This is a genomic window from Streptomyces sp. NBC_01549 (assembly GCF_026339955.1).
In the GTDB taxonomy this organism is placed as follows: Bacteria; Actinomycetota; Actinomycetes; order Streptomycetales; family Streptomycetaceae; genus Streptomyces.
Genome location: NZ_JAPEPW010000001.1, coordinates 5575981 through 5595052, shown reverse-complemented (window position 1 = coordinate 5595052; position 19072 = coordinate 5575981). Strand labels below are relative to the sequence as shown.

Here is a 19072-nt window from a genome sequence, read left to right as displayed (position 1 = left end):
TACGGGTGAGCTGGCTTCAGGAACTGGTGATGCGGAACTGCGTGAACGAGGCCGCGCCGGCGTGTCCCCCGCCGACGGGCGCGAGCGCGAAAAGTCCGAGCAGCGCGCCGACCCAGCGCCAGGGGGTGGCGGCGAAGACCTGGCCGGAGGGCTGCCGGCCGCCCCCGACGTCGTACGAGAACCGGCAGCGCGCTCCCGCCCCGCTCTCGATCCACAGCCGGACCCGTCCCTCGGGCGCCTCCCGTGGATGTGCGGCGTCGCGTTCGTGGTCGGCCACCGACTCGGCGAACCGGTGTACGAGCCGCACCGATCCGTCCGGCTCCCGCTGGAGCCCGATCCAGCTGAACGCGTCCCCGAGCACCGCGAGCCCCGCCCGCGCCCCCGGCTCCTCGCTGTCGAGCCGCAGCTCCACCTCGACGGTGGCGGGGCTGCCGGGCAGCCGCTGGGTGAGGACGTTGGGCAGTTTGCGCAGGTCGTGCGCGTCCACCGTCCGTACGCAGCTCAGCCGCAGCCCGTCCCCGGAGTGCTGGGTGGCCCAGCCGTCCTGCGGGTTGGCGGTCCACTGCCACTGCCGTCCGAACCGGCCGCCGGGGAAGTCGTCGTCGGTGGCGGGCGCGGACGGCGGCTGCGGCGGCAGTCGCGGCTTCCTGTGTACGGCGACGGGGGCGCCCTCGTCGCCGAGCACCGGCCAGCTGTCGGCGCCCCAGCGCATCGGCTGGAGGTGGACGACACGCCCGTAGGGCCCGCGCTCCTGGAAGTGCGCGAACCAGTCCTCGCCGGCCCTCGTGCGCACCCAGCCGCCCTGGTGGGGGCCGTTGACCTCGGTGTCCCCCTGCTCCAGCACCACCCGCTCCTCGTACGGGCCGAAGAAACCGCGCGAGCGGAAGGCGCCCTGCCAGCCGGTCTCCACTCCCCCGGCGGGTGCGAAGATCCAGAACCAGCCGTCGTGCCGATAGGCCTTGGGCCCTTCGAGGGTGAACCAGCCCGGGATCCGGTCCGCGTCGATGATCACCTTGCCCTCGTCGAGCAGCCCGGTGCCGTCGGGGCGCATACGGTGGCCGGTGAGCCGGTTCTTCACGCCCGCGCGGGACTTGGCCCAGGCGTGCACGAGATACGCCTCGCCGGTCTCCTCGTCCCACAGCGGGCAGGGGTCGATGAGGCCCTTGCCCTCCTTGACCAGGTGCGGCCGGGTCCAGGGGCCGCGGATCTCCGGGGCGTTGACCTGGAAGACGCCGTGGTCGGGGTCGCCCCAGAAGATCCAGAAGCGGTCGTCGTGGTGCCGCAAGGACGGGGCCCACACCCCGCAGTCGTGCCGGGGCTTCCTGAATTCCCTCGCGGGTTCCAGGAGCCCGAGCGCGTGTCCGACGAGCGTCCAGTTGACCAGGTCGCGGGAGTGGAGGAGCGGCAGGCCGGGTACGCGGCCGAAGCTGGACGCGGTGAGGTAGAAGTCGTCCCCCACGCACAGGAGGTCGGGGTCGGACCAGTCGGCGTCGAGGACGGGGTTGCGGTAGGTGCCGTCGCCGAGGTCCGCGGAGGCCGGCGCCATCAGGGGCTCACCGCCTTCCGCACCAGCGCCGCGGCCTCGCTGCCGCCGAGGACGCCGTCCGCGACGACGGTGACGACCCGGCGTACGACCGTCTCCCCGGCCGGGACCGACAGCCGTTCGGTGTGCGCGAGGCAGGATCCGACGCCCGGGTACTCGGCGGTGCGCACGAACCACGGGTCGCGGCGGGTCGCCGCGGTGGCCCCGGCGAAGACGAGGGTCCAGCCCGCGCCCACGAGGGCGAGCCAGTCGGCGCGGGCCCCGTGGACCGCCTCCTCGCCCTCGGTGTCGGCGGTGAAGACATGGGGCGCCCGCGCTTCCTTGCGGGCCCGCCAGAAGAAGCCGCCGTAGGCCGCGCCAGGCCGTCCGTTGGTGGCCGGGCTGCCGATCGAGAGGGGGCGCGTGGTCGTGTTGGTGAGCGAGAAGGTGAAGTCCAATGCCCAGGCGGAGTCGGTGAGTTCGGTGACGGCGACCGTACGGCGCTCGCGCAGCAGCTCGCCGCCCGCGGCCACCCAGCGCAGTTCCTCCACGAAGCCGTCCGGGTCACGCAGCTGGAAACCTGAGTGCCGCTGGGCGCCGTGGTTGGCCAGCTCGGTGGGGCCCTGGTCGCGGACGTAGGTGCGCCCGCCCCAGAAGTTGTGCCCCTCGACGTCGGGAACGGCGACACCGACGCCGAGGTGGTGGGTGTGGTCGGCGGGGCTGAGTTCGGTGACGGCCGTGCCAGCCAGGGTGGTCACCGGGTGGAGGTAGGGGCGCGGCGAGAACCGGGGCGCGAGTTCGGGCCGGGTGACGTACCGGCCGACCGGGCGGCCCGCGACGCGCAGGACGAGCGAGTCGGTGCTCTGTGCGTGGTTCATGGGGTGCTCACCTCGTTCGGGACCTGGTTCACGGCCGTGTTCGGGAGCTGGTTCGGAGCCTGGCTCGGGACCTGGTTCGGCCTGGCCCAGGAGGCGCCGAGCTCGGAGTAGAGGGCGAGGGTGTCGGCGGCGGCCGCCACGAGCCCGTCGATGCCGTGCACGACCCTGCGGTTCTCCTCGGGGAGCGGCTCCCAGGCGTCGGCGGGCAGCGCGAGCGGGTCGGGCGCCCGCCGGATCGCTTCCACCACTTTCATGAAGGCACCCGTCGCATCCGGCGCGACCAGCGGTTCGGCGCCCTCCGTCAGATGCGCGACCAGGTTCTCCAGCAGGTCCGTACGGCCGTACTCGATCTCCTCCGGGCCGTGCCCGGACCGCTGCACCAGCACGCGGTCCTGCTTGTACCAGAAGGTGATCCGGCCGCTGCTGCCGTGCACCACGACGTACGGTTCGCCGGGCCGCTCGGCGCAGAGCGTGGCGGCGACGGTGACCCGGCCCCGCACGGTGGTGATCCGCACGCAGGAGGTGTCGTCGGACTCGATGTCGTTGACGCGCAGCAGCTCGGTCTCGATCCCGGTGACGTCCTCGGCGCGTGTGGACCCGTTCAGCGCGAGGGCGGTGGCGACGGCGTGCGCGAGGGGGTTGGTGAGCGCCCCGTCGATCACGTCCACGCCATTGAGACGGCGTTTGCCCGCCCAGGGCGCCCGCCGGTAGTACGCCTCGTCGCGCGCCCAGGCGCCCGCCCCGCCGACCCCGGTCACCTGGCCGATCACACCCTGCGCGATCAGCTTCCGGATCGCGGGCACGGCGTGCGAGCCGAGCGACTGGAAGCCGATCTGGCAGACGACCCCGGCCGCGGCGACCCCGTCGGCCATCCGGCGGAACTCGGCGTACGACGGCGCGGGCGGCTTCTCCAGCAGCAGGTGTACGCCCTTGCCCGCGGCGATCAGCGCCAGGTCGGTGTGGGTGGGGATGGGCGTGCAGATCACGGCGATCGCGGCGCCGGTGGAGTCGAGGAGGGCGCCGAAGTCGGCCGACTGCTCGACCTCTTGCCCGTTCAGTTCCTCTTCGCTGAGCGGGGTCAGCTCGCAGATGCCCGCCAGTCGTACGAGCCCCTTGTCCTGGAGCCGACGGATGTTCTCCAGGTGCCAGCGGCCGTGACCGCGCGCACCCGCGAGCACGACGGGCAGCGGCAGTTGTCCGGTGGTCGTGCTCGACGGGAATTCCTCGGCGGGCCTCATCCCTTCACCGCCCCCGCGCTGAACCCGGTGATCAACCACTTCTGGATGAAGGCGAAGACGATGACGACGGGGACGGCGGCGATGATGCCGCCCGCGGCAAGCGCGCCCAGGTCGACGCTGTCGGAGCTCATCAGCGTGTTGAGGCCGACGGGGATGGTCTGCTTGCTCTGGTCGCTGAGGAACATCAGGGCGAACAGGAAGTGGTTCCAGGCGTGTACGAAGGCGAAGGAGCCGACGGCGATCAGCCCGGGCCGCAGCAGGGGCAGGACGACGATCCGGAAGGCGGTGAAGCGGTCGCAGCCGTCGACCCAGGCGGCCTCTTCGAGCGAGTACGGGACGTTCCTGATGAACCCGCTGATGAGGATCATCGACAGCGGCAGCTGGAAGACCGTCTCGGCGATGATGACGCTGCCCAGCGAGTTGATCATCTGGAGCTTGGCGAAGATCTGGAAGAGCGGGACCAGGAGCAGCGCGCCCGGCACGAACTGGGAGCAGAGCAGCGCGAGCATGAAGCCGCGCTTGATCCTGAAGTCGAAGCGGGCCAGGGCGTACCCGCCGGCGAGGGCGACGAGGGTCGTCATCACCAGGGTGGCGACGGCGATGAGCACGCTGTTCTGGAAGTAGGTCCCGAAGCTGCGGTCGTTCCACACCTTGTCGAAGTGGTCGAAGGTCATGGGCCACGGCACGAGCGAGGTCGAGCCGGCCGGGCGGAGCGCGAAGAGCAGGATCCAGTAGAAGGGGATCAGGGTGAAGAGGAGGTAGAGGGAGAGCGGGAGGTAGATGTGCCAGCGCGGGACCTCGTCCCAGGCACGGCGCTTCCTCCCCGGGCGCTGCCGGGGCTCCTCGGCGAGCGGGGCGGGCGCCGCGGGGGCGCTGATCGTGGCGTCCTCGGTGATCACTTGTCCCCGCCTCCGAACTTGCTCAGCCGCAGATAGACGACCGAACAGAAGAGCAGAATCACGAACGCGACCGTGGTGAGGGCGGACGCGTAGCCGAAGTTGTGGGCGTCGACGCTGGTGTTGGCGATGTAGAGCGGGAGGGTCGTCGTCTCGCCCGCGGGACCACCGCCCGTCAGCGTGTAGAGCAGGTCGACGTTGTTGAACTCCCACACCGCGCGCAGCAGCGTGGACAGGATGATGGCGTCCTTCAGGTGCGGCAGTGTGATGTGCAGGAACTGCCGGAAGCGGCTGGCGCCGTCGACCTCGGCGGCCTCGTACAGGTCCTTGGAGACGGACTGGAGATCGGCGAGGATCAGGATCGCGAAGAAGGGGACACCGCGCCACAGGTCGGCGACGACGGCCGCCGGGAAGACGGTGGAGGTGTCCGACAGCCAGCTGGTGCCGTACTGGCCGATGCCCGCGTCGGCCAGGTAACGGGTGATGCCGGTCTGGGAGTTGTAGAGCAGCACCCAGATCGCGGAGGTCAGCACACCGGAGACGGCCCAGGGCGAGAAGACCAGCGCGCGGCCGACGGCCCGTCCCACGAAGGTCTGGTTGACGATCAGCGCGAGCGCGAGCCCGAAGAGCAGTTGCAGGCCGACCTCGACGAAGACCCACTTGGCGCTGAAGGTCAGCGTGTCCCAGAACTGGGGGTCGCTGGTGAAGGCGTGGGTAAAGTTGTCGAAGCCCGCGAAGCCGTTGCGCCACGGTTTGGTGGGGTTGTAGTTCTGCAGGCTGTAGTAGAAGACGCTGATGACCGGGTAGGCGATGAAGCCCAGCATCAGCAGGCCCGCCGGGGCGATCAGCAGATACGGGAGCTTGCGAGGCGTCGCCGAGCCACGGCGCCGCCGGGGTGGCGCGGGCTGTTTCGCCACGACTGCGGCTTGGGCCATGACTGTTCTCCGTTCTGGCGGGTGCCGTGGAACGCTTGCCGTGCCGACAGGAAGCGCTTGCTACGTACACATGGGTGAAGCGCTTGCTGTTTGCCGATCACTGCTTGCTGTTCGAGATGTCGATCAGGTGAGACTCAAAGAGGGGCTGCCCCCGCGGGCGCCCTCATCCCGCGTACGGGTCCGGCACCTTCCCCGGCCGGGCCAGGAACGCGAAGTCGCATCCGGTGTCCGCCTGGGTGATCTGCTCGTTGAAGAGCGCCCCGTACCCGCGCTCGTATCGCTCGGGCGGCGCCGTCCACTGCGCCCTGCGCCGCTCCAACTCCTCGTCGTCCACGTTGAGTCGGAGCGACCGTGCCTCGACGTCGAGGGTGATCGTGTCCCCGGTGCGCACCAGGGCGAGCGGTCCGCCGATGTGCGACTCGGGCGCCACGTGCAGCACACAGGCGCCGTAACTCGTGCCGCTCATCCGGGCGTCGGAGATCCGCACCATGTCCCGTACACCCTGCTTCAGCAGATGGTCGGGGATGGGCAGCATCCCGTACTCCGGCATGCCGGGACCGCCCTTGGGCCCGGAGCCCCGCAGCACCAGCACACTGTCCGCCGTGATGCCGAGCGACGGGTCGTTGATGGTCCGCTGCATGGTCCTGTAGTCGTCGAAGACGACCGCGGGACCGGTGTGCTGGAGCAGGTGCGGCTCGGCGGCGATGTGCTTGATGACGGCGCCGTCGGGGCAGAGGTTGCCGCGCAGTACGGCGACTCCGCCCTCGGCCGCGACCGGGTTGTGCCGGGTGCGGATGACGTCGTCGTCGTGCACCTGGGCGCCGGCCAACTGCTCGCGCATGCTGTCGTACGACACCGTCGGCCGGTCCAGGTGCAGCAGGTCGGTGATCCGCGACAGGAACCCGGGCAGACCGCCGGCGAAGTGGAAGTCCTCCATGAGGTACTTCTGGCCGCCGGGCCGGACGTTGGCGAGCACCGGCACGGTCCGCGCGATCCGGTCGAAGTCGTCGAGCGTGAGGGTGACGCCCGCTCGTCCCGCCATGGCGATCAGATGGATCACGGCGTTGGTGGAGCCGCCGAGTCCGAGGACGGTCGTCACCGCGTCCTCGAACGCGTCCGCGGTGAGGATGTCGGACAGCTTCCGGTCCTGGCGGACGAGTTCGACGATCCTGAGGCCTGCCGCGGCCGCCATCCGGTCGTGCCCGGAGTCGACGGCGGGGATGCTGGACGCGCCGGGCACGGTCACCCCGAGCGCCTCGGCGGCGGCCGTCAGCGTGGACGCCGTACCCATGGTCATGCAGTGCCCGGGAGAGCGCGCGAGCCCGCTCTCCAGCTCGGTCATCTCGCAGTCGCCGATGAGTCCGGCGCGCTTGTCGTCCCAGTACTTCCACATGTCGGTGCCGGAGCCGAGGACCTCGCCTCGCCAGTGACCGGGCAGCATGGGCCCGGCGGGCACGAAGACGGCCGGCAGGTCGACGGACGCGGCGCCCATGAGCAGGGCGGGCGTGGACTTGTCGCAGCCGCCCATCAGCACCGCGCCGTCGACGGGATACGACCGCAGCAGTTCCTCGGTCTCCATCGCCAGCAGGTTGCGGTAGAGCATCGGGGTCGGCTTCTGGAAGGTCTCGCTGAGGGTGGAGACCGGGAACTCGAGCGGGAAGCCCCCGGCCTGCCACACCCCCCGCTTCACGGCCTGCGCACGGTCGCGCAGATGGACGTGACAGGGGTTGATGTCGGACCAGGTGTTCAGGATCGCGATGACCGGCTTGCCGAGGTGCTCCTCGGGAAGGTAGCCGAGCTGGCGGGTGCGGGCCCGGTGGCTGAAGGAGCGCAGCCCGTCGGTGCCGTACCACTGATGGCTCCGGAGCTCCTCGGGGCGCTTCGGCTCCCTTCTTCCCTGGCTCATATGGACCACCCCGCGGCGATGGCCGCGACTTCCGCCCGCTCGGACTCGGGCAGTTCCCTGCTCGGCGGGCGCACCTCGCGGCGGCACAGGCCGAGCGAGGCGAGGGCCTCCTTGACGACGGTGACGTTGTTGGCGGAGGTGTTCGCCGCGCGCAGCTCCTCGAAGCGGCGGATCTGCTCCCAGACCTTCATGGCGGCCGGGTAGTCGCCGGCTCGAAGGGCTTCGATCATGTTCAGGGAGACGGCCGGGGCGACGTTCACGAGACCCGAGGTGAAGCCCGTGGCACCGGCCGAGAAGTAGGACGGGGCGTACGGTTCGGCGAGGCCCGCGACCCACACGAACCGGTCGAGCCCCGCGTCCCGGGCGAAGGCGGCGAAGCGGGCCGCGTCCGGGACGGCGTACTTCACCCCGATGACGTTCGGGCAGATGTCGGCGAGGTCGGCGAGCCGGGCGCCGGGCAGCACCGGGCTGCGGATGTAGGGCACGACGCCCAGCTCCGGCACGGCCTCGGCGATGGCCCGGTGGTAGTCGACCCAGCCGCCCTCCGAGACGTAGGGATGCACGGGCTGATGGACCATCACCATCTGTGCTCCGAGCTCCCGGGCGTGCCGGGCGGAGGCGACGGCGGTCGGCACGTCGTGCCCGACCCCGACCAGGATCGTGGCGCGGTCGCCCGTCTCGTCGATCGTCAGCTCGGTGACGAGCCGCCGTTCCGCGGGGGTCAGGGCGTAGAACTCGCCGGTGTTGCCATTGGGGGTGAGGGTACGGACGCCGCCGTCGAGCAGCCGACGCAGCAGGGCCCGGTGGGTGTCGCGGTCGATCGTGCCGTCCTTGGCGAAGGGCGTCACGGGGATCGCCACGACCTCGGCGAGCGCCGCCCGCTGGGTCTCGTACGTCGCTGTCATTCCTGTCCGACCTCTTCCTGGGCCGAGGGGAAGGCCCGTCGCACGAACGACTCGATGTGGGCGTGCAGCGCGCGGGCCGCGCCGTCGGCGTCACCTTCGAGGGCGAGGCGCAGGATCTCCCGGTGCTCGCCGGCCTCGCGCTCCCAGGACGGGTCGGCGGCCCAGGCGACCGCCGACACGAGAGCGGCCTGGTCACGCACTTCGTCGAGCATCCGGCCGAGCAGCGGGTTGCCGCAGGACACATACAGGGCGCGGTGGAACTCCCGGTTGGCGAGCGAGCGTTCGGCGGTGTCGGAGGCGTCGTCGGCGCGGGTCAGCGCGTCGCGTGCGGCATCGAGCGACGCCGCGCGCCGTACGGTGCGGCGCAGCGCCTCCGGCTCCAGCAGCAGCCGCACGTCGTACACCTCGCGCGCCATGTCCGCGTCCACCATGCGCACCGTGACGCCCTTGTACTGGCTCATCACGACGAGACCGGTGCCGGCCAGGGTCTTGAGCGCCTCGCGCACGGGCGTCTTCGACACCCCGAACTGCGTGGCGAGCTCGGTCTCGACCAGAGCCTGCCCCGGGGTCAACTGCCCGGTGAGGATGCGGTGTTTGATCCCCTCCAGCACGAACTGGGTGCGGGACGGAATCGGAATGGGCACAGAGGTCATGCGCGCCTCTCGGATCTGTATCTGATCTCGTGTATCGCGTCTCATATATGACGTATGAAGTACGACGCGTTGAAGGTAGGAGCGCGGCCGTGTTTCGTCAACGCTTCCGACAAAAGAAGTTCGAGTCGATGTGCCTCCGAGGCGCCAGCCCGCCCAGATGCCCGAGCATGTTGTGCACCGCGAACCCGGGGCAGGGCGTGTGGCGGTCGAGCTGCTCGCGCGCCGTCCCCGCCGCGAGGCGGGCCACGATCAGGGCCTGCGGCCCGAGGTCGAAGGTGTCGAAAGTCCGGTCGTCCGTCATCCGCTGCTCCCCAGCTCTTCGGCTCTTCGGCTCTTCAGCTCTTCTGTGGCTTCGCTCCTGGGGTGGACCGAGACCGCGCCCGGAACTCATCGCTCCCGGGCGAGGAGATACGGCACATGCCCGATCCTCGACCGCCCCCCTTAGCACCACGATCACCTGCCATGACATGGACGGTGACGCGGGTCCTGGGTGACCGCAACGCGGGGTTGTACCTGGCCGCAGCAGTGGTCTCCGGCTTCGGCTCGTCGGCGATGTGGCTGGTGTCGGGCGTCTGGGTCAAGGACCTGACCGGCTCGAACGGTCTGGCGGCCCTGTGCGTGTTCGCCCTCTGGGCCCCGACGCTCGTCGGCCCCGCCCTGGGCGTCCTCGCGGACCGCACCCGCCGCCGGCCGCTCCTGATCGCCACGAACCTGGCCCTGGCGGCGCTCCTGCCGACGCTCTTCGCCGTGAACGCCCGGGACCGCCTGTGGATCCTCTTCACCGTGCTCCTGATCTACGGGGCGGCAGGCGTCGTCCATGAGGCGGCGGAGTCGGCGCTCGTGGCCACGGCTGTCGACAGGCACCTCCTCGGGGACTTCAACGGCCTGCGCATGACGGCGGGCGAGGGCATGAAGCTCCTGGCTCCGCTGACGGGGGCGGGCCTGTACGCGGCGTACGGCGGCGCGCGGGTGGCCGTCCTGGACGCCGTCACGTTCGCCCTCGCGGCCGGGCTGTACGCCCTGCTGCGCGTCCGCGAGACCCCGCCCGTCCCGGACCGGTCGGACCGAAGGGCCCGCACCGCCGCGGGCCTCCGCCACATCCGGCAGCACCCGGAACTGCGGGCACTGATCCTGGCTGCCGCCACGACCATGCTCTTCGCCGGCATCAACGGCGCCACGATCTACGCCGTCGCCGAGGGGCTGGGCCACTCCCCCGCGTACGTCGGCCTGCTCTACGTCGCTCAAGGCTTCGGCTCGGTGCTGATCGGCCTGGTCTCGGGGCCCCTGCTCCGCCTGCTGGGCGAGCGCCGCTTCGCCGCGTACGGCATCGCCCTCATGGCGGTCGCGGTCGCGCTCCGCGCGGTACCGTCCGACGCGGTGGCCCTGGTCTGCAGCACGGTGATCGGCCTCGGTCTTCCCTGCGTCCTGATCGCCGCGTACACCGCCGTCCAGCGCGAGACTCCGGCCCCGCTCCTCGGCCGCGCCTCCGCCACCGCGAACACCCTGATGTACGCCCCGAACGCGCTCGGGCTGGCCGTCGGCGCGGGCCTGATCGAGCTGGTCGACTACCGGCCCCTGCTCCTGACCCTCGGGCTGACCCGCCTCCTGACCCTGCTCCCACTCACCCGCACCTAGTGCCGCGGGGATCTGGGCTCAGGTCGCCCCCGTCAACACCGCCCGCACAGCGTCCAGATCCCCGTCCGAAGCCAACCCCGCGTGGTACAGCCGCAGTTCGGTCGCGCCCGCCGAAGCCGCCCGAGCCGCATCCTGCGCCAACGTGCCCGGACCACCCCCCATCCCCGCCACGACCGTGAAGTTCGCGGCCAGTACAGCCCCGTCCCGGCCCTGTTCCGCGAACGGTGCCAGCAACCCCACCCCGCCCGTGCACGGCACGACCACTCCGTCCGCCACGGACAGGATGTGCCCGGGATCGACCCCGGCGTTCGCCCCGCAGTGGTAGGAAACGGGATCGGCGTGCAGCAACACCTGGAAGTCGGCCGGCGCGGCCGCCCGCACCGCCGCGACCACCGTCTCCTGGAGCGAACGGGCCACGCCGTCACGCCACGCGCGCGTGGCGGCCGCCGTCTCCTCCCCGAGCAGCTTCTCGATCGCCGGCCGGCCGCCGTCCGACGGCACGTCCCCTCGCCACACCGGCTCCAGCGCCTCCCGGACTGCCGCCGCCAGGTCATCCGCGTCGAGCCCGTGCCCGGCGTACCCGTCCCGGCAGGCCGCGCAGAAGCAGAGCGACATCAGGTACTGCCCGGCGTCCCCGAGCCCCACCCCGCCGATCTTGTCGTGCGCGTGCAGATGAGCGAGCCCGTACCAGCCGAGCGACTCCAGCTCCGTACCCAGCGCCCCGGGCCGCACCGCCGCCTCCACCGCGAGGTCGACGAGATACGCCCGCGTGTCGGCCTGCGCGATGCACGGCGCCCACGCGTACCGGTCCCCGTAGGCGTTGACGACGGAGGTGGACGGATGTTCGGCGCCCATCCGGGAGTTGTGTGCGAGGACCACCCACGTGTGGACGTCAAGACCGGCCTCCGCGAGCGCGCCGGCGGCCTCCCCGTACACGTCCCCGGGCGCCCACTCCCCGGCGGCGTACGGCCGCAGCGCACGCCCCTCCCACCGTGCGTCGTCGACCGGGTACAGGACGGCGGCGTGCGAGGCCGTGACGATCCGGTGTCGAGGGTGGCGAGGGGTCAGCGCGCGTGTGGAATGGTACGCGGAGGCGAGCGTCACCTGTCGTACGCCGAGCCCGGCGATCCACTCGGCCGCCCCCGGATCCCCGACGACGTCCCACGGATAGACGAAAGCGGACGCCTTCACCGGCCCTCCCCCGCGGCGCCGGCCGGCTCCAGCAGCGCGTAGCCCCGCTCGATCAGCTGCGCGAGCTGCTTCACATGGTCCTCGGTCGGCTCGTGCAGCGGCGGCCGCACCTCGCCCACGTCCAGCCCCCGCAGCCGTACCCCCGCCTTGACCAGGGAGACCGCGTATCCGCGGCCCTGGGCCCGCAGGTCGACGAAGGGACGGTAGAAGCCGTCCAGCAAGCGGTTGACCACCTCGTCGTCACCGGCGCGCAGCGCCGCGTGGAACGCCAGCGCGATCTCCGGCACGAAGCAGAAGACCGCCGACGAGTACAGCGTGATCCCGATGCCCCGGTACGCGAGGCAGGTCAGTTCGGCGGTCGGCAGCCCGTTGAAGTAGAGGAAGTCACCGGGAACCTCGCTGCGCACCGCGCTCACGATCCGCTGCATCAGGTCGAGATCGCCCACCCCGTCCTTGAAGCCGATGATCCCCTCGGTGCGGGCCAGTTCGACCACGGTCTCGGGCGTGAACACGGCGTTGTCGCGCTGGTAGACCACGATGTCCAGCGAGGTGGCGGCGGCGAGTTCCCGGTAGTGCCGCAGGAGTCCCTCCTGGCTCGCCAGCACCAGGTACGGCGGCATCGCGAGCAGTCCGTCGGCCCCGGCCTCCTCGGCGAGGCGAGCGAACCGTACGGCGAGCGCGGTCCCGTACCCGGCGCCCGCGACGACCGGAACGCGCCCGGCGGTCGCCTCCACGGCCGCCCGCACACACTCCTGGAACTCCTCGGGCGCGAGCGCGTGGAACTCCCCGGTGCCGCAGCACGCGAAGACGGCCGCGGCACCGTTCTCGACGCCGCGTCGCACATGGGCACGGTAGGTGTCGAGGTCGAGGGCGCCGTCGGGGCCGTACGCCGTGACGGGGAAGAACAGCGGTCCGCTGGGGACGCTGAGCCGAGCAACAAGGGGGGCTGGCGTCACGGACTCTCCCTGGGGCAGGTGCTCACGCACACAACAGCGGGTACACGTTTCTGATCCATGTCTATATTTCTGAACGCGACCACGCTAAAGCGCGACCTCGGGGCCGGTCAAGCGCACAAACCCCAATACAGCAGCGAATTCCCCGCCTTCGCGTGACACTTGACGGAGAGGGTCGGCGCTCTTTAGCGTGTCCACGGATGTGAATGCTGTGCACACATACGGCCGCCTGCGTGGCCATGAGGAGACACCCGCATGCCCGCTCCCCGCACCGTTCTGCTCACCGGCGCCGCCGGCGGACTCGGCACCCTGATGCGAGGACTGCTGCCGGACTACGGCTATGAGCTGCGCCTCCTCGACCTGCTGCCCGTCGAGGGCGAGCCGGACGCGCTCACCGCGGACCTCGCGGACAAGGCCGCCCTGCGCGAGGCCGTACGGGGCGTCGACGCGATCATCCACCTCGCGGGCATCTCCCTGGAAGCCTCCTTCGACAAGATCCTCAAGGCGAACATCGAGGGTACGTACAACCTGTACGAGGCGGCGCGCGAGGAAGGCGTACGACGCATCGTCTTCGCCTCCTCCAACCACGCCGTCGGCTTCACCCCGCGCCCCCGGGGTGAGGCCCCCTTCGACGACAGCGCCCTGATCCCGATCGACACCCCGCGCCGCCCCGACACCTTCTACGGCCTCTCCAAGTCCTTCGGCGAGGACCTGGCGCAGTTCTACTGGGACAAGCACGGCCTGGAGACGGTCTCGGTCCGTATCGGTTCCTGCTTCGCGGAGCCCACCAGCGTGCGCATGCTCTCCGTCTGGATGAGCCCCGAGGACGGCGCCCGTCTCTTCCACGCGGCACTGACGGCCGAGGACGTGCGGCACACGGTCGTCTACGGCTCCTCCGCCAACACCCGGCTGTGGTGGGACCTCTCGACGGCCCGGGCGCTGGGCTACGAGCCGCGTGACGACTCCGAGCCGTACGCCGAGAAGCTCATCGCCGAGCAGGGCGAGCTCGACCCGGCCAACCCGGACCACGCCTGCCTCGGCGGCCCCTTCACGACGCACCCGCCGATCTGGCCGTACTGACGACCGAACGGCCAAAAGACGACCGCGGGGCAAGAGCGCAAAAGAGCGGGCGGGCACCGAACGGGCCCGCCCGCCGCCGTGTTCGGGCACGAACCCTGCCCGATCCCACCCCGTCCACCGCTCCGCCCCAGGTCCGACGCGGTCACCCGCCGCGCCAAACGGTCACAGCCGGGCACCATCGGTCACGCAACAGGCCTGGTCAGTGCCGCGCACCCGCTGTAGAACTTCCCCCAAGGCCCACACCGGGCCCGAACGGGCAGTACGCACGGAACGCAGGGAGCAGGTGTCGGCCATGACCGCGGAAGAACGTCAGCGGGAGATCGTCAGGGCCGCCCGCCGTACCGGCGCGGTCGACGTCACCGCGCTCGCCGCCGAGCTGGGCGTCGCCAAGGAGACCGTACGACGCGACCTGCGCGCCCTGGAGGACCACGGCCTGGTCCGCCGCACCCACGGCGGCGCCTACCCCGTGGAGAGCGCCGGGTTCGAGACGACGCTCGCCTTTCGCGCCACCAGCCATGTGCCCGAGAAGCGCCGGATCGCGAGCGCCGCGGCCGAACTGCTCGGGGACGCCGAGACCGTCTTCATCGACGAGGGCTTCACCCCGCAGCTCATCGCCGAGGCACTCCCCAAGGACCGGCCACTGACCGTGGTCACCGCCTCCCTGGCCACGGCGGGCGCGCTCGCCGAGGCCGACCACACCAGCGTCCTGCTGCTCGGTGGCCGGGTCCGCCCCGGCACACTCGCGACCGTGGACCACTGGACGACGAAGATGCTCGCCGGCTTCGTCATCGACCTGGCGTACATCGGCGCCAACGGCATCTCCCGAGAACACGGCCTCACCACCCCCGACCCGGCAGTCAGCGAGGTCAAGGCCCAGGCGATCAGGGCCTCCCGGCGCACGGTCTTCGCGGGCGTGCACACCAAGTTCGGGGCGGTCAGCTTCTGCCGCTTCGCGGAGATCACCGCCCTGGAAACGATCGTCACGAGCACGCTGCTTCCGGCATCGGAGGCGCACCGGTACTCCTTGCAAGGCCCCCAGGTCATCCGAGTCTGAAAACCCAACTCACTCACTCACTACAAGGGCACGCTTATACCCGAAGGCGCCCTTTATCTCCCTATACGTCCAGGAGCGATCCATGCGAACCCAGAGCCGACGGAGGTCGCGCGCACTCGCCGCGGCCGCCGCAGGGACGCTGCTCGCCCCGCTGCTCTCCGGCTGTTGGGTCGGAGCGGGCGGGTCAGGGTCAGGCGGCGACTCCATCAACGTCCTGATGGTCAACAACCCGCAGATGGTGGAGCTGCAGAAACTCACCAAGGCGCACTTCACCAAGGAGACCGGCATCAAGGTGAACTTCACCGTGCTGCCGGAGAACGACGTCCGCGACAAGATCAGCCAGGACTTCGCCAACCAGGCCGGCCAGTACGACGTCGCCACGCTCTCCAACTACGAGATTCCGATCTACGCCCGCAACGGCTGGCTGCACGAGATGGACTCCTACGTACGTCAGGACAGCGGCTACGACGAGCAGGACATCCTCGCCCCCATGCGGCAGTCCCTGACGGCCGACGACGGCAAGCTCTACGGGCAGCCGTTCTACGGCGAGTCGTCCTTCCTGATGTACCGCAAGGACGTCTTCGCCGAGAAGGGCCTGACGATGCCCGACCACCCCACCTGGGATCAGGTGGGACAGCTGGCCGCCGAGGCCGACGGCGTCCAGTCCGGCATGAAGGGCATCTGTCTGCGCGGCCTGCCCGGCTGGGGCGAGCTCATGGCACCCCTCACCACCGTCGTGAACACCTTCGGCGGCACCTGGTTCGACAAGAACTGGAAGGCCCGCCTCGACTCCCCCGAGTTCGAGAAGGCGACGAAGTTCTACGTGAACCTCGTACGCGAGCACGGCGAGTCCGGCGCGGCCCAGTCGGGCTTCGCCGAGTGCCTCAACAACATGACCCAGGGCAAGACGGCCATGTGGTACGACGCCACCTCCGCGGCGGGCTCCCTGGAGGCGTCCGACTCCCCGGTCAAGGGCAAGATCGGCTACGTACCCGCGCCCGTCGAGAAGACCAAGTCCTCCGGCTGGCTCTACACCTGGGCCTGGGGCCTGCAGAAGGCCTCCCACAACTCCGACAAGGCCTGGAAGTTCATCTCCTGGGCCTCCAGCAAGCAGTACGAGCAACTGGTCGGGAACACGATCGGCTGGTCCAACGTGCCGGCCGGCAAGCGCGCCTCCACGTACACGAACGCCGCGTACACCAAGGAGGCCGCCGCCTTCCAGGAGATGACCCGCGCGGCCATCGAGGGCGCCCGGCCGCGTGACCCGGGAGTGCAGCCGCGCCCCGCGCCCGGCATCCAGTTCGTCGGCATCCCCGAGTTCACCGACCTCGGCACCAAGGTCTCGCAGGAGATCAGCGCGGCCATCGCCGGACGCCAGTCCGTCGACTCGGCCCTGAAGAAGTCCCAGAAACTCGCCGAGAAGATCTCCAAGGAGTACGAGGGACGATGACCGCCACGACAACGGCCCCCGTGGCCGCCACTCCCGTACGCACCCTGAAAAAGCCGTCCAACCGGCTGCGCGCCTGGGCCACCCGCGCCCCGCTGCTCCCCGCCCTGATCTTCATGATCGCCGTGACCCAGCTCCCCTTCGTGGCCACGCTGGTGATCTCCTTCTTCGACTGGAACGCGCTCTACCCCAAGGCCCGCCACTTCACCGGCCTCTCCAACTACTCGGACGTCCTCACCGACCCCGACCTGCGCCACTCGGTGTGGACGACGATCCTCCTGACGGCGGCCGTGGTCATCGCCAGCCTGGTCATCGGCCTGGGCCTGGCCCTGCTCCTGGACCGCAAATTCCGCGGCCGGGGCATCGTCAGGACCCTCCTCATCGCCCCCTTCCTGGTGGTCCCGGTGGCCGCGGCCCTGCTCTGGAAGCACGTGCTCTACAACCCGGAGTACGGCCTGCTCAACGGACTGCTGCACTACGTGGGCGGCCCCCAGCCCGACTGGATCTCGGGCACCCCGCTGCTGGCGGTCGAGGCCTCCCTGGTCTGGCAGTGGACGCCCTTCATGATGCTGATCCTTCTGGCCGGCCTGCAGAGCCGCGACCACCAGCAGATCGAGGCCGCACGGGTGGACGGCGCGAGCGACTGGCAGGTCTTCCGCCACCTCACCCTCCCCCACCTGCGCCGCTACCTCGAACTGGGCGCCCTGCTGGGCTCGATCTACATCGTCCAGAACTTCGACGCGGTCTTCACCCTCACGTCCGGCGGCCTGGGAACGGCCAACCTCCCCTACACCGTCTACCAGAGCTTCTACCAGGCCCACGAGAACGGCCTCGCCTCCGCCGCGGGCGTCCTGGTCGTCATCGGTTCGATCATCATCGCGACCTTCGCGCTGCGCGTGGTCTCGTCCCTGTTCCGCGAGGAGGTGTCCCGCGCATGAGCGCCACCACGATCCGCGTACGACCCCGGCGTGCCCGGGGAACGGGCCTGGGCCTGCTGGCCTGGCTGCTCGGTGTGCTGTTCTTCCTGCCCATCGCGTGGATGGCCCTGACGTCGTTCCACTCCGAGTCGGACGCGGCGACCAACCCACCGTCCTTCGGCGCCGCCCTCACCCTCGACGGCTACCGCGACTTCTTCGGCACGGGCGGCGGCGCGAGCCCCTGGCCCGCGCTGATCAACTCGACCGTGGCCTCGGTGGTCTCCACCCTCTGCGTCCTCCTGCTGGCCCTCCCCGCGGCGTACGCACTGTCCATCCGCCCCGTGCGCAAGTGGACGGACGTCCTGTTCTTCTTCCTGTCGACGAAGATGCTGCCGGTCGTGGCCGGACTTCTCCCGATCTACCTCTTCGCGAAGAACACCGGAATGCTGGACAACATCTGGCTCCTGGTCATCCTCTACACCTCCATGAACCTGCCGATCGCGGTGTGGATGATGCAGTCGTTCCTCGCCGAGGTACCGGTGGCGGTGATCGAGGCGGCCCAGATCGACGGCGCGAGACTGCCCACCATCCTGGCCCGCGTCGTCGCCCCCATAGCCCTTCCCGGCATCGCGGCCACGGCCCTGATCTGCTTCATCTTCAGCTGGAACGAACTGCTGTTCGCCCGCGTACTGACCGGTGTGGTCGCCGAGACGGCCCCCGTCTTCCTGACCGGCTTCATCACCAGCCAGGGCCTGTTCCTGGCCAAGGTGTGCGCCGCGTCGCTCGTCGTCTCCCTGCCGGTGCTCGCCGCGGGGTTCGCCGCCCAGGACAAACTGGTCCAGGGCCTGTCCTTGGGAGCCGTCAAATGAAGGCCGCCGTCATCGAGTCCGTGGGCCGCGCCGTCGTCACCGAGGTCCCGGACCCGACGCCAGGCCCCCGTGAGGTCGTCGTCGAGGTCGCCGCCTGCGGCCTGTGCGGCACGGACCTGCACATCCTCCAGGGCGAGTTCGCGCCCAAGCTGCCGATCGTGCCGGGCCACGAGTTCGCCGGGGAGGTGGTCGGGGTCGGCTCCCAGGTCACCGAGCTCGCGGTCGGCGACCAGGTGGCGGTGGACCCGTCCCTGTACTGCTACGAGTGCCGACAGTGCCGTTCGGGCCACAACAACCTCTGCGAACGCTGGGCCGCGATCGGCGTCACCACGGCGGGCGGGGCCGCGCAGTACGCGGTGGCCCCGGTGGCGAACTGCGTCAAGCTGCCCGAGCACGTACGCACCCAGGACGCCGCACTCGTGGAGCCGCTGTCCTGCGCGGTGCGCGGCTACGACGTCCTGCGGTCCCGTCTCGGCGCCCATGTCCTGATCTACGGCTCCGGGACGATGGGCCTGATGATGCTGGAGCTGGCCAAGCGCACCGGCGCGGCGAGCGTGGACATCGTGGACCTGAACCCGGCCCGCCTGGAGACGGCCCGCACGCTCGGCGTCTCCGGGTCGGCGGCGAACGCGGACGAGCTGGACCGGCCGCAGGGCTGGGACCTCGTCGTCGACGCCACCGGCAACGCGGCGGCGATCCAGGACGGCCTGGACCGGGTGGCGAAGGCGGGCACGTTCCTCCAGTTCGGGGTCGCCGACTACGCGACCCGCGTGACGATCGACCCGTACCGCATCTACAACCAGGAGATCACCATCACCGGTTCGATGGCGGTGCTGCACAGCTTCGAGCGGGCGGCGGAACTGTTCGCGAACGGCGTGCTCGACCCGGAGATCTTCATCAGCGACCGGATCGCGCTGGAGCGGTATCCGCAGGCGTTGGAGCAGTTCGCGGCGGGCATCGGCAGGAAGATCGTGGTGGTTCCGTAGAAAATCA

At 70.5% G+C, this 19072-nt stretch carries 18 protein-coding genes; 7 read left to right on the top strand and 11 right to left on the bottom strand.

From position 1 onward, the window contains the following. Positions 1 to 16: 16 nt before the first annotated feature. The 9 genes from OG819_RS24870 to OG819_RS24830 all read right to left on the bottom strand — a co-directional run bounded on the left by OG819_RS24870 (position 17) and on the right by OG819_RS24830 (position 9234). Positions 17 to 1546, bottom strand: a complete 1530-nt coding sequence (locus OG819_RS24870) for a glycoside hydrolase 43 family protein (RefSeq protein ID WP_266651187.1) — start codon at positions 1544 to 1546, stop codon at positions 17 to 19. Further along, positions 1546 to 2400 carry a PmoA family protein gene (locus OG819_RS24865; protein WP_266623760.1) on the bottom strand — a complete coding sequence of 285 codons (855 nt, stop codon included), beginning with the start codon at positions 2398 to 2400 and terminating at the stop codon, positions 1546 to 1548. Before OG819_RS24865 ends, OG819_RS24870 begins: the two co-directional genes overlap by 1 nt. Further along, the gene (locus OG819_RS24860; RefSeq protein WP_266651186.1) at positions 2397 to 3638 is read right to left on the bottom strand and encodes a Gfo/Idh/MocA family protein; all 1242 of its coding nucleotides are present in this window, start codon (positions 3636 to 3638) and stop codon (positions 2397 to 2399) included. The genes OG819_RS24865 and OG819_RS24860 overlap by 4 nt, the downstream gene beginning before the upstream one ends. Beyond that, on the bottom strand, positions 3635 to 4537 hold the full coding sequence (locus tag OG819_RS24855) for a carbohydrate ABC transporter permease (protein ID WP_266623763.1): 903 nt from the start codon (positions 4535 to 4537) through the stop codon (positions 3635 to 3637). The genes OG819_RS24860 and OG819_RS24855 overlap by 4 nt, the downstream gene beginning before the upstream one ends. Next, entirely contained in the window at positions 4534 to 5469 is a 936-nt protein-coding gene (locus OG819_RS24850; protein WP_266581686.1) for a carbohydrate ABC transporter permease, read from the bottom strand. Before OG819_RS24850 ends, OG819_RS24855 begins: the two co-directional genes overlap by 4 nt. Positions 5470 to 5632: 163 nt before the next feature. After that, positions 5633 to 7375, bottom strand: a complete 1743-nt coding sequence (araD, locus tag OG819_RS24845; RefSeq protein ID WP_266651185.1) for an L-arabinonate dehydratase — start codon at positions 7373 to 7375, stop codon at positions 5633 to 5635. Beyond that, complete coding sequence (locus tag OG819_RS24840) at positions 7372 to 8280, bottom strand: dihydrodipicolinate synthase family protein (RefSeq protein WP_266623773.1); 909 nt, start codon at positions 8278 to 8280, stop codon at positions 7372 to 7374. Before OG819_RS24840 ends, araD begins: the two co-directional genes overlap by 4 nt. Then, complete coding sequence (locus OG819_RS24835) at positions 8277 to 8933, bottom strand: GntR family transcriptional regulator (RefSeq protein WP_266623775.1); 657 nt, start codon at positions 8931 to 8933, stop codon at positions 8277 to 8279. The genes OG819_RS24840 and OG819_RS24835 overlap by 4 nt, the downstream gene beginning before the upstream one ends. Positions 8934 to 9030: 97 nt before the next feature. Then, complete coding sequence (locus OG819_RS24830; RefSeq protein ID WP_266623777.1) at positions 9031 to 9234, bottom strand: maleylpyruvate isomerase N-terminal domain-containing protein; 204 nt, start codon at positions 9232 to 9234, stop codon at positions 9031 to 9033. 161 nt (positions 9235 to 9395) lie between these two features. Between OG819_RS24830 and OG819_RS24825 the strand changes: the two genes are divergently transcribed. After that, complete coding sequence (locus OG819_RS24825) at positions 9396 to 10568, top strand: MFS transporter (protein ID WP_323139360.1); 1173 nt, start codon at positions 9396 to 9398, stop codon at positions 10566 to 10568. Positions 10569 to 10586: 18 nt separating this feature from the next. On the opposite strand, the gene OG819_RS24820 is transcribed toward OG819_RS24825, so the two are convergent. Both OG819_RS24820 and OG819_RS24815 read right to left on the bottom strand, forming a co-directional pair. Then, on the bottom strand, positions 10587 to 11759 hold the full coding sequence (locus OG819_RS24820) for a hypothetical protein (RefSeq protein WP_266651184.1): 1173 nt from the start codon (positions 11757 to 11759) through the stop codon (positions 10587 to 10589). Next, the gene (locus OG819_RS24815; RefSeq protein WP_266415374.1) at positions 11756 to 12715 is read right to left on the bottom strand and encodes a 5-dehydro-4-deoxyglucarate dehydratase; all 960 of its coding nucleotides are present in this window, start codon (positions 12713 to 12715) and stop codon (positions 11756 to 11758) included. Before OG819_RS24815 ends, OG819_RS24820 begins: the two co-directional genes overlap by 4 nt. A 252-nt stretch (positions 12716 to 12967) precedes the next feature. Between OG819_RS24815 and OG819_RS24810 the strand changes: the two genes are divergently transcribed. The 6 genes from OG819_RS24810 to OG819_RS24785 all read left to right on the top strand — a co-directional run bounded on the left by OG819_RS24810 (position 12968) and on the right by OG819_RS24785 (position 19065). Beyond that, complete coding sequence (locus OG819_RS24810) at positions 12968 to 13792, top strand: NAD(P)-dependent oxidoreductase (protein WP_266623783.1); 825 nt, start codon at positions 12968 to 12970, stop codon at positions 13790 to 13792. Positions 13793 to 14084: 292 nt separating this feature from the next. Further along, a complete protein-coding gene (locus tag OG819_RS24805; RefSeq protein ID WP_266623785.1) occupies positions 14085 to 14846 on the top strand; it encodes a DeoR/GlpR family DNA-binding transcription regulator in 762 nt (253 codons plus the stop codon). Positions 14847 to 14928: 82 nt separating this feature from the next. Then, on the top strand, positions 14929 to 16296 hold the full coding sequence (locus OG819_RS24800) for a sugar ABC transporter substrate-binding protein (RefSeq protein ID WP_266651183.1): 1368 nt from the start codon (positions 14929 to 14931) through the stop codon (positions 16294 to 16296). Beyond that, complete coding sequence (locus OG819_RS24795; protein WP_266415365.1) at positions 16293 to 17231, top strand: carbohydrate ABC transporter permease; 939 nt, start codon at positions 16293 to 16295, stop codon at positions 17229 to 17231. Before OG819_RS24800 ends, OG819_RS24795 begins: the two co-directional genes overlap by 4 nt. Then, complete coding sequence (locus OG819_RS24790; protein WP_266415363.1) at positions 17228 to 18079, top strand: carbohydrate ABC transporter permease; 852 nt, start codon at positions 17228 to 17230, stop codon at positions 18077 to 18079. Before OG819_RS24795 ends, OG819_RS24790 begins: the two co-directional genes overlap by 4 nt. After that, positions 18076 to 19065: a zinc-dependent alcohol dehydrogenase family protein gene (locus OG819_RS24785; protein WP_266623789.1), complete on the top strand. Its 990-nt coding sequence runs from the start codon at positions 18076 to 18078 to the stop codon at positions 19063 to 19065. Before OG819_RS24790 ends, OG819_RS24785 begins: the two co-directional genes overlap by 4 nt. Positions 19066 to 19072: the final 7 nt, after the last annotated feature.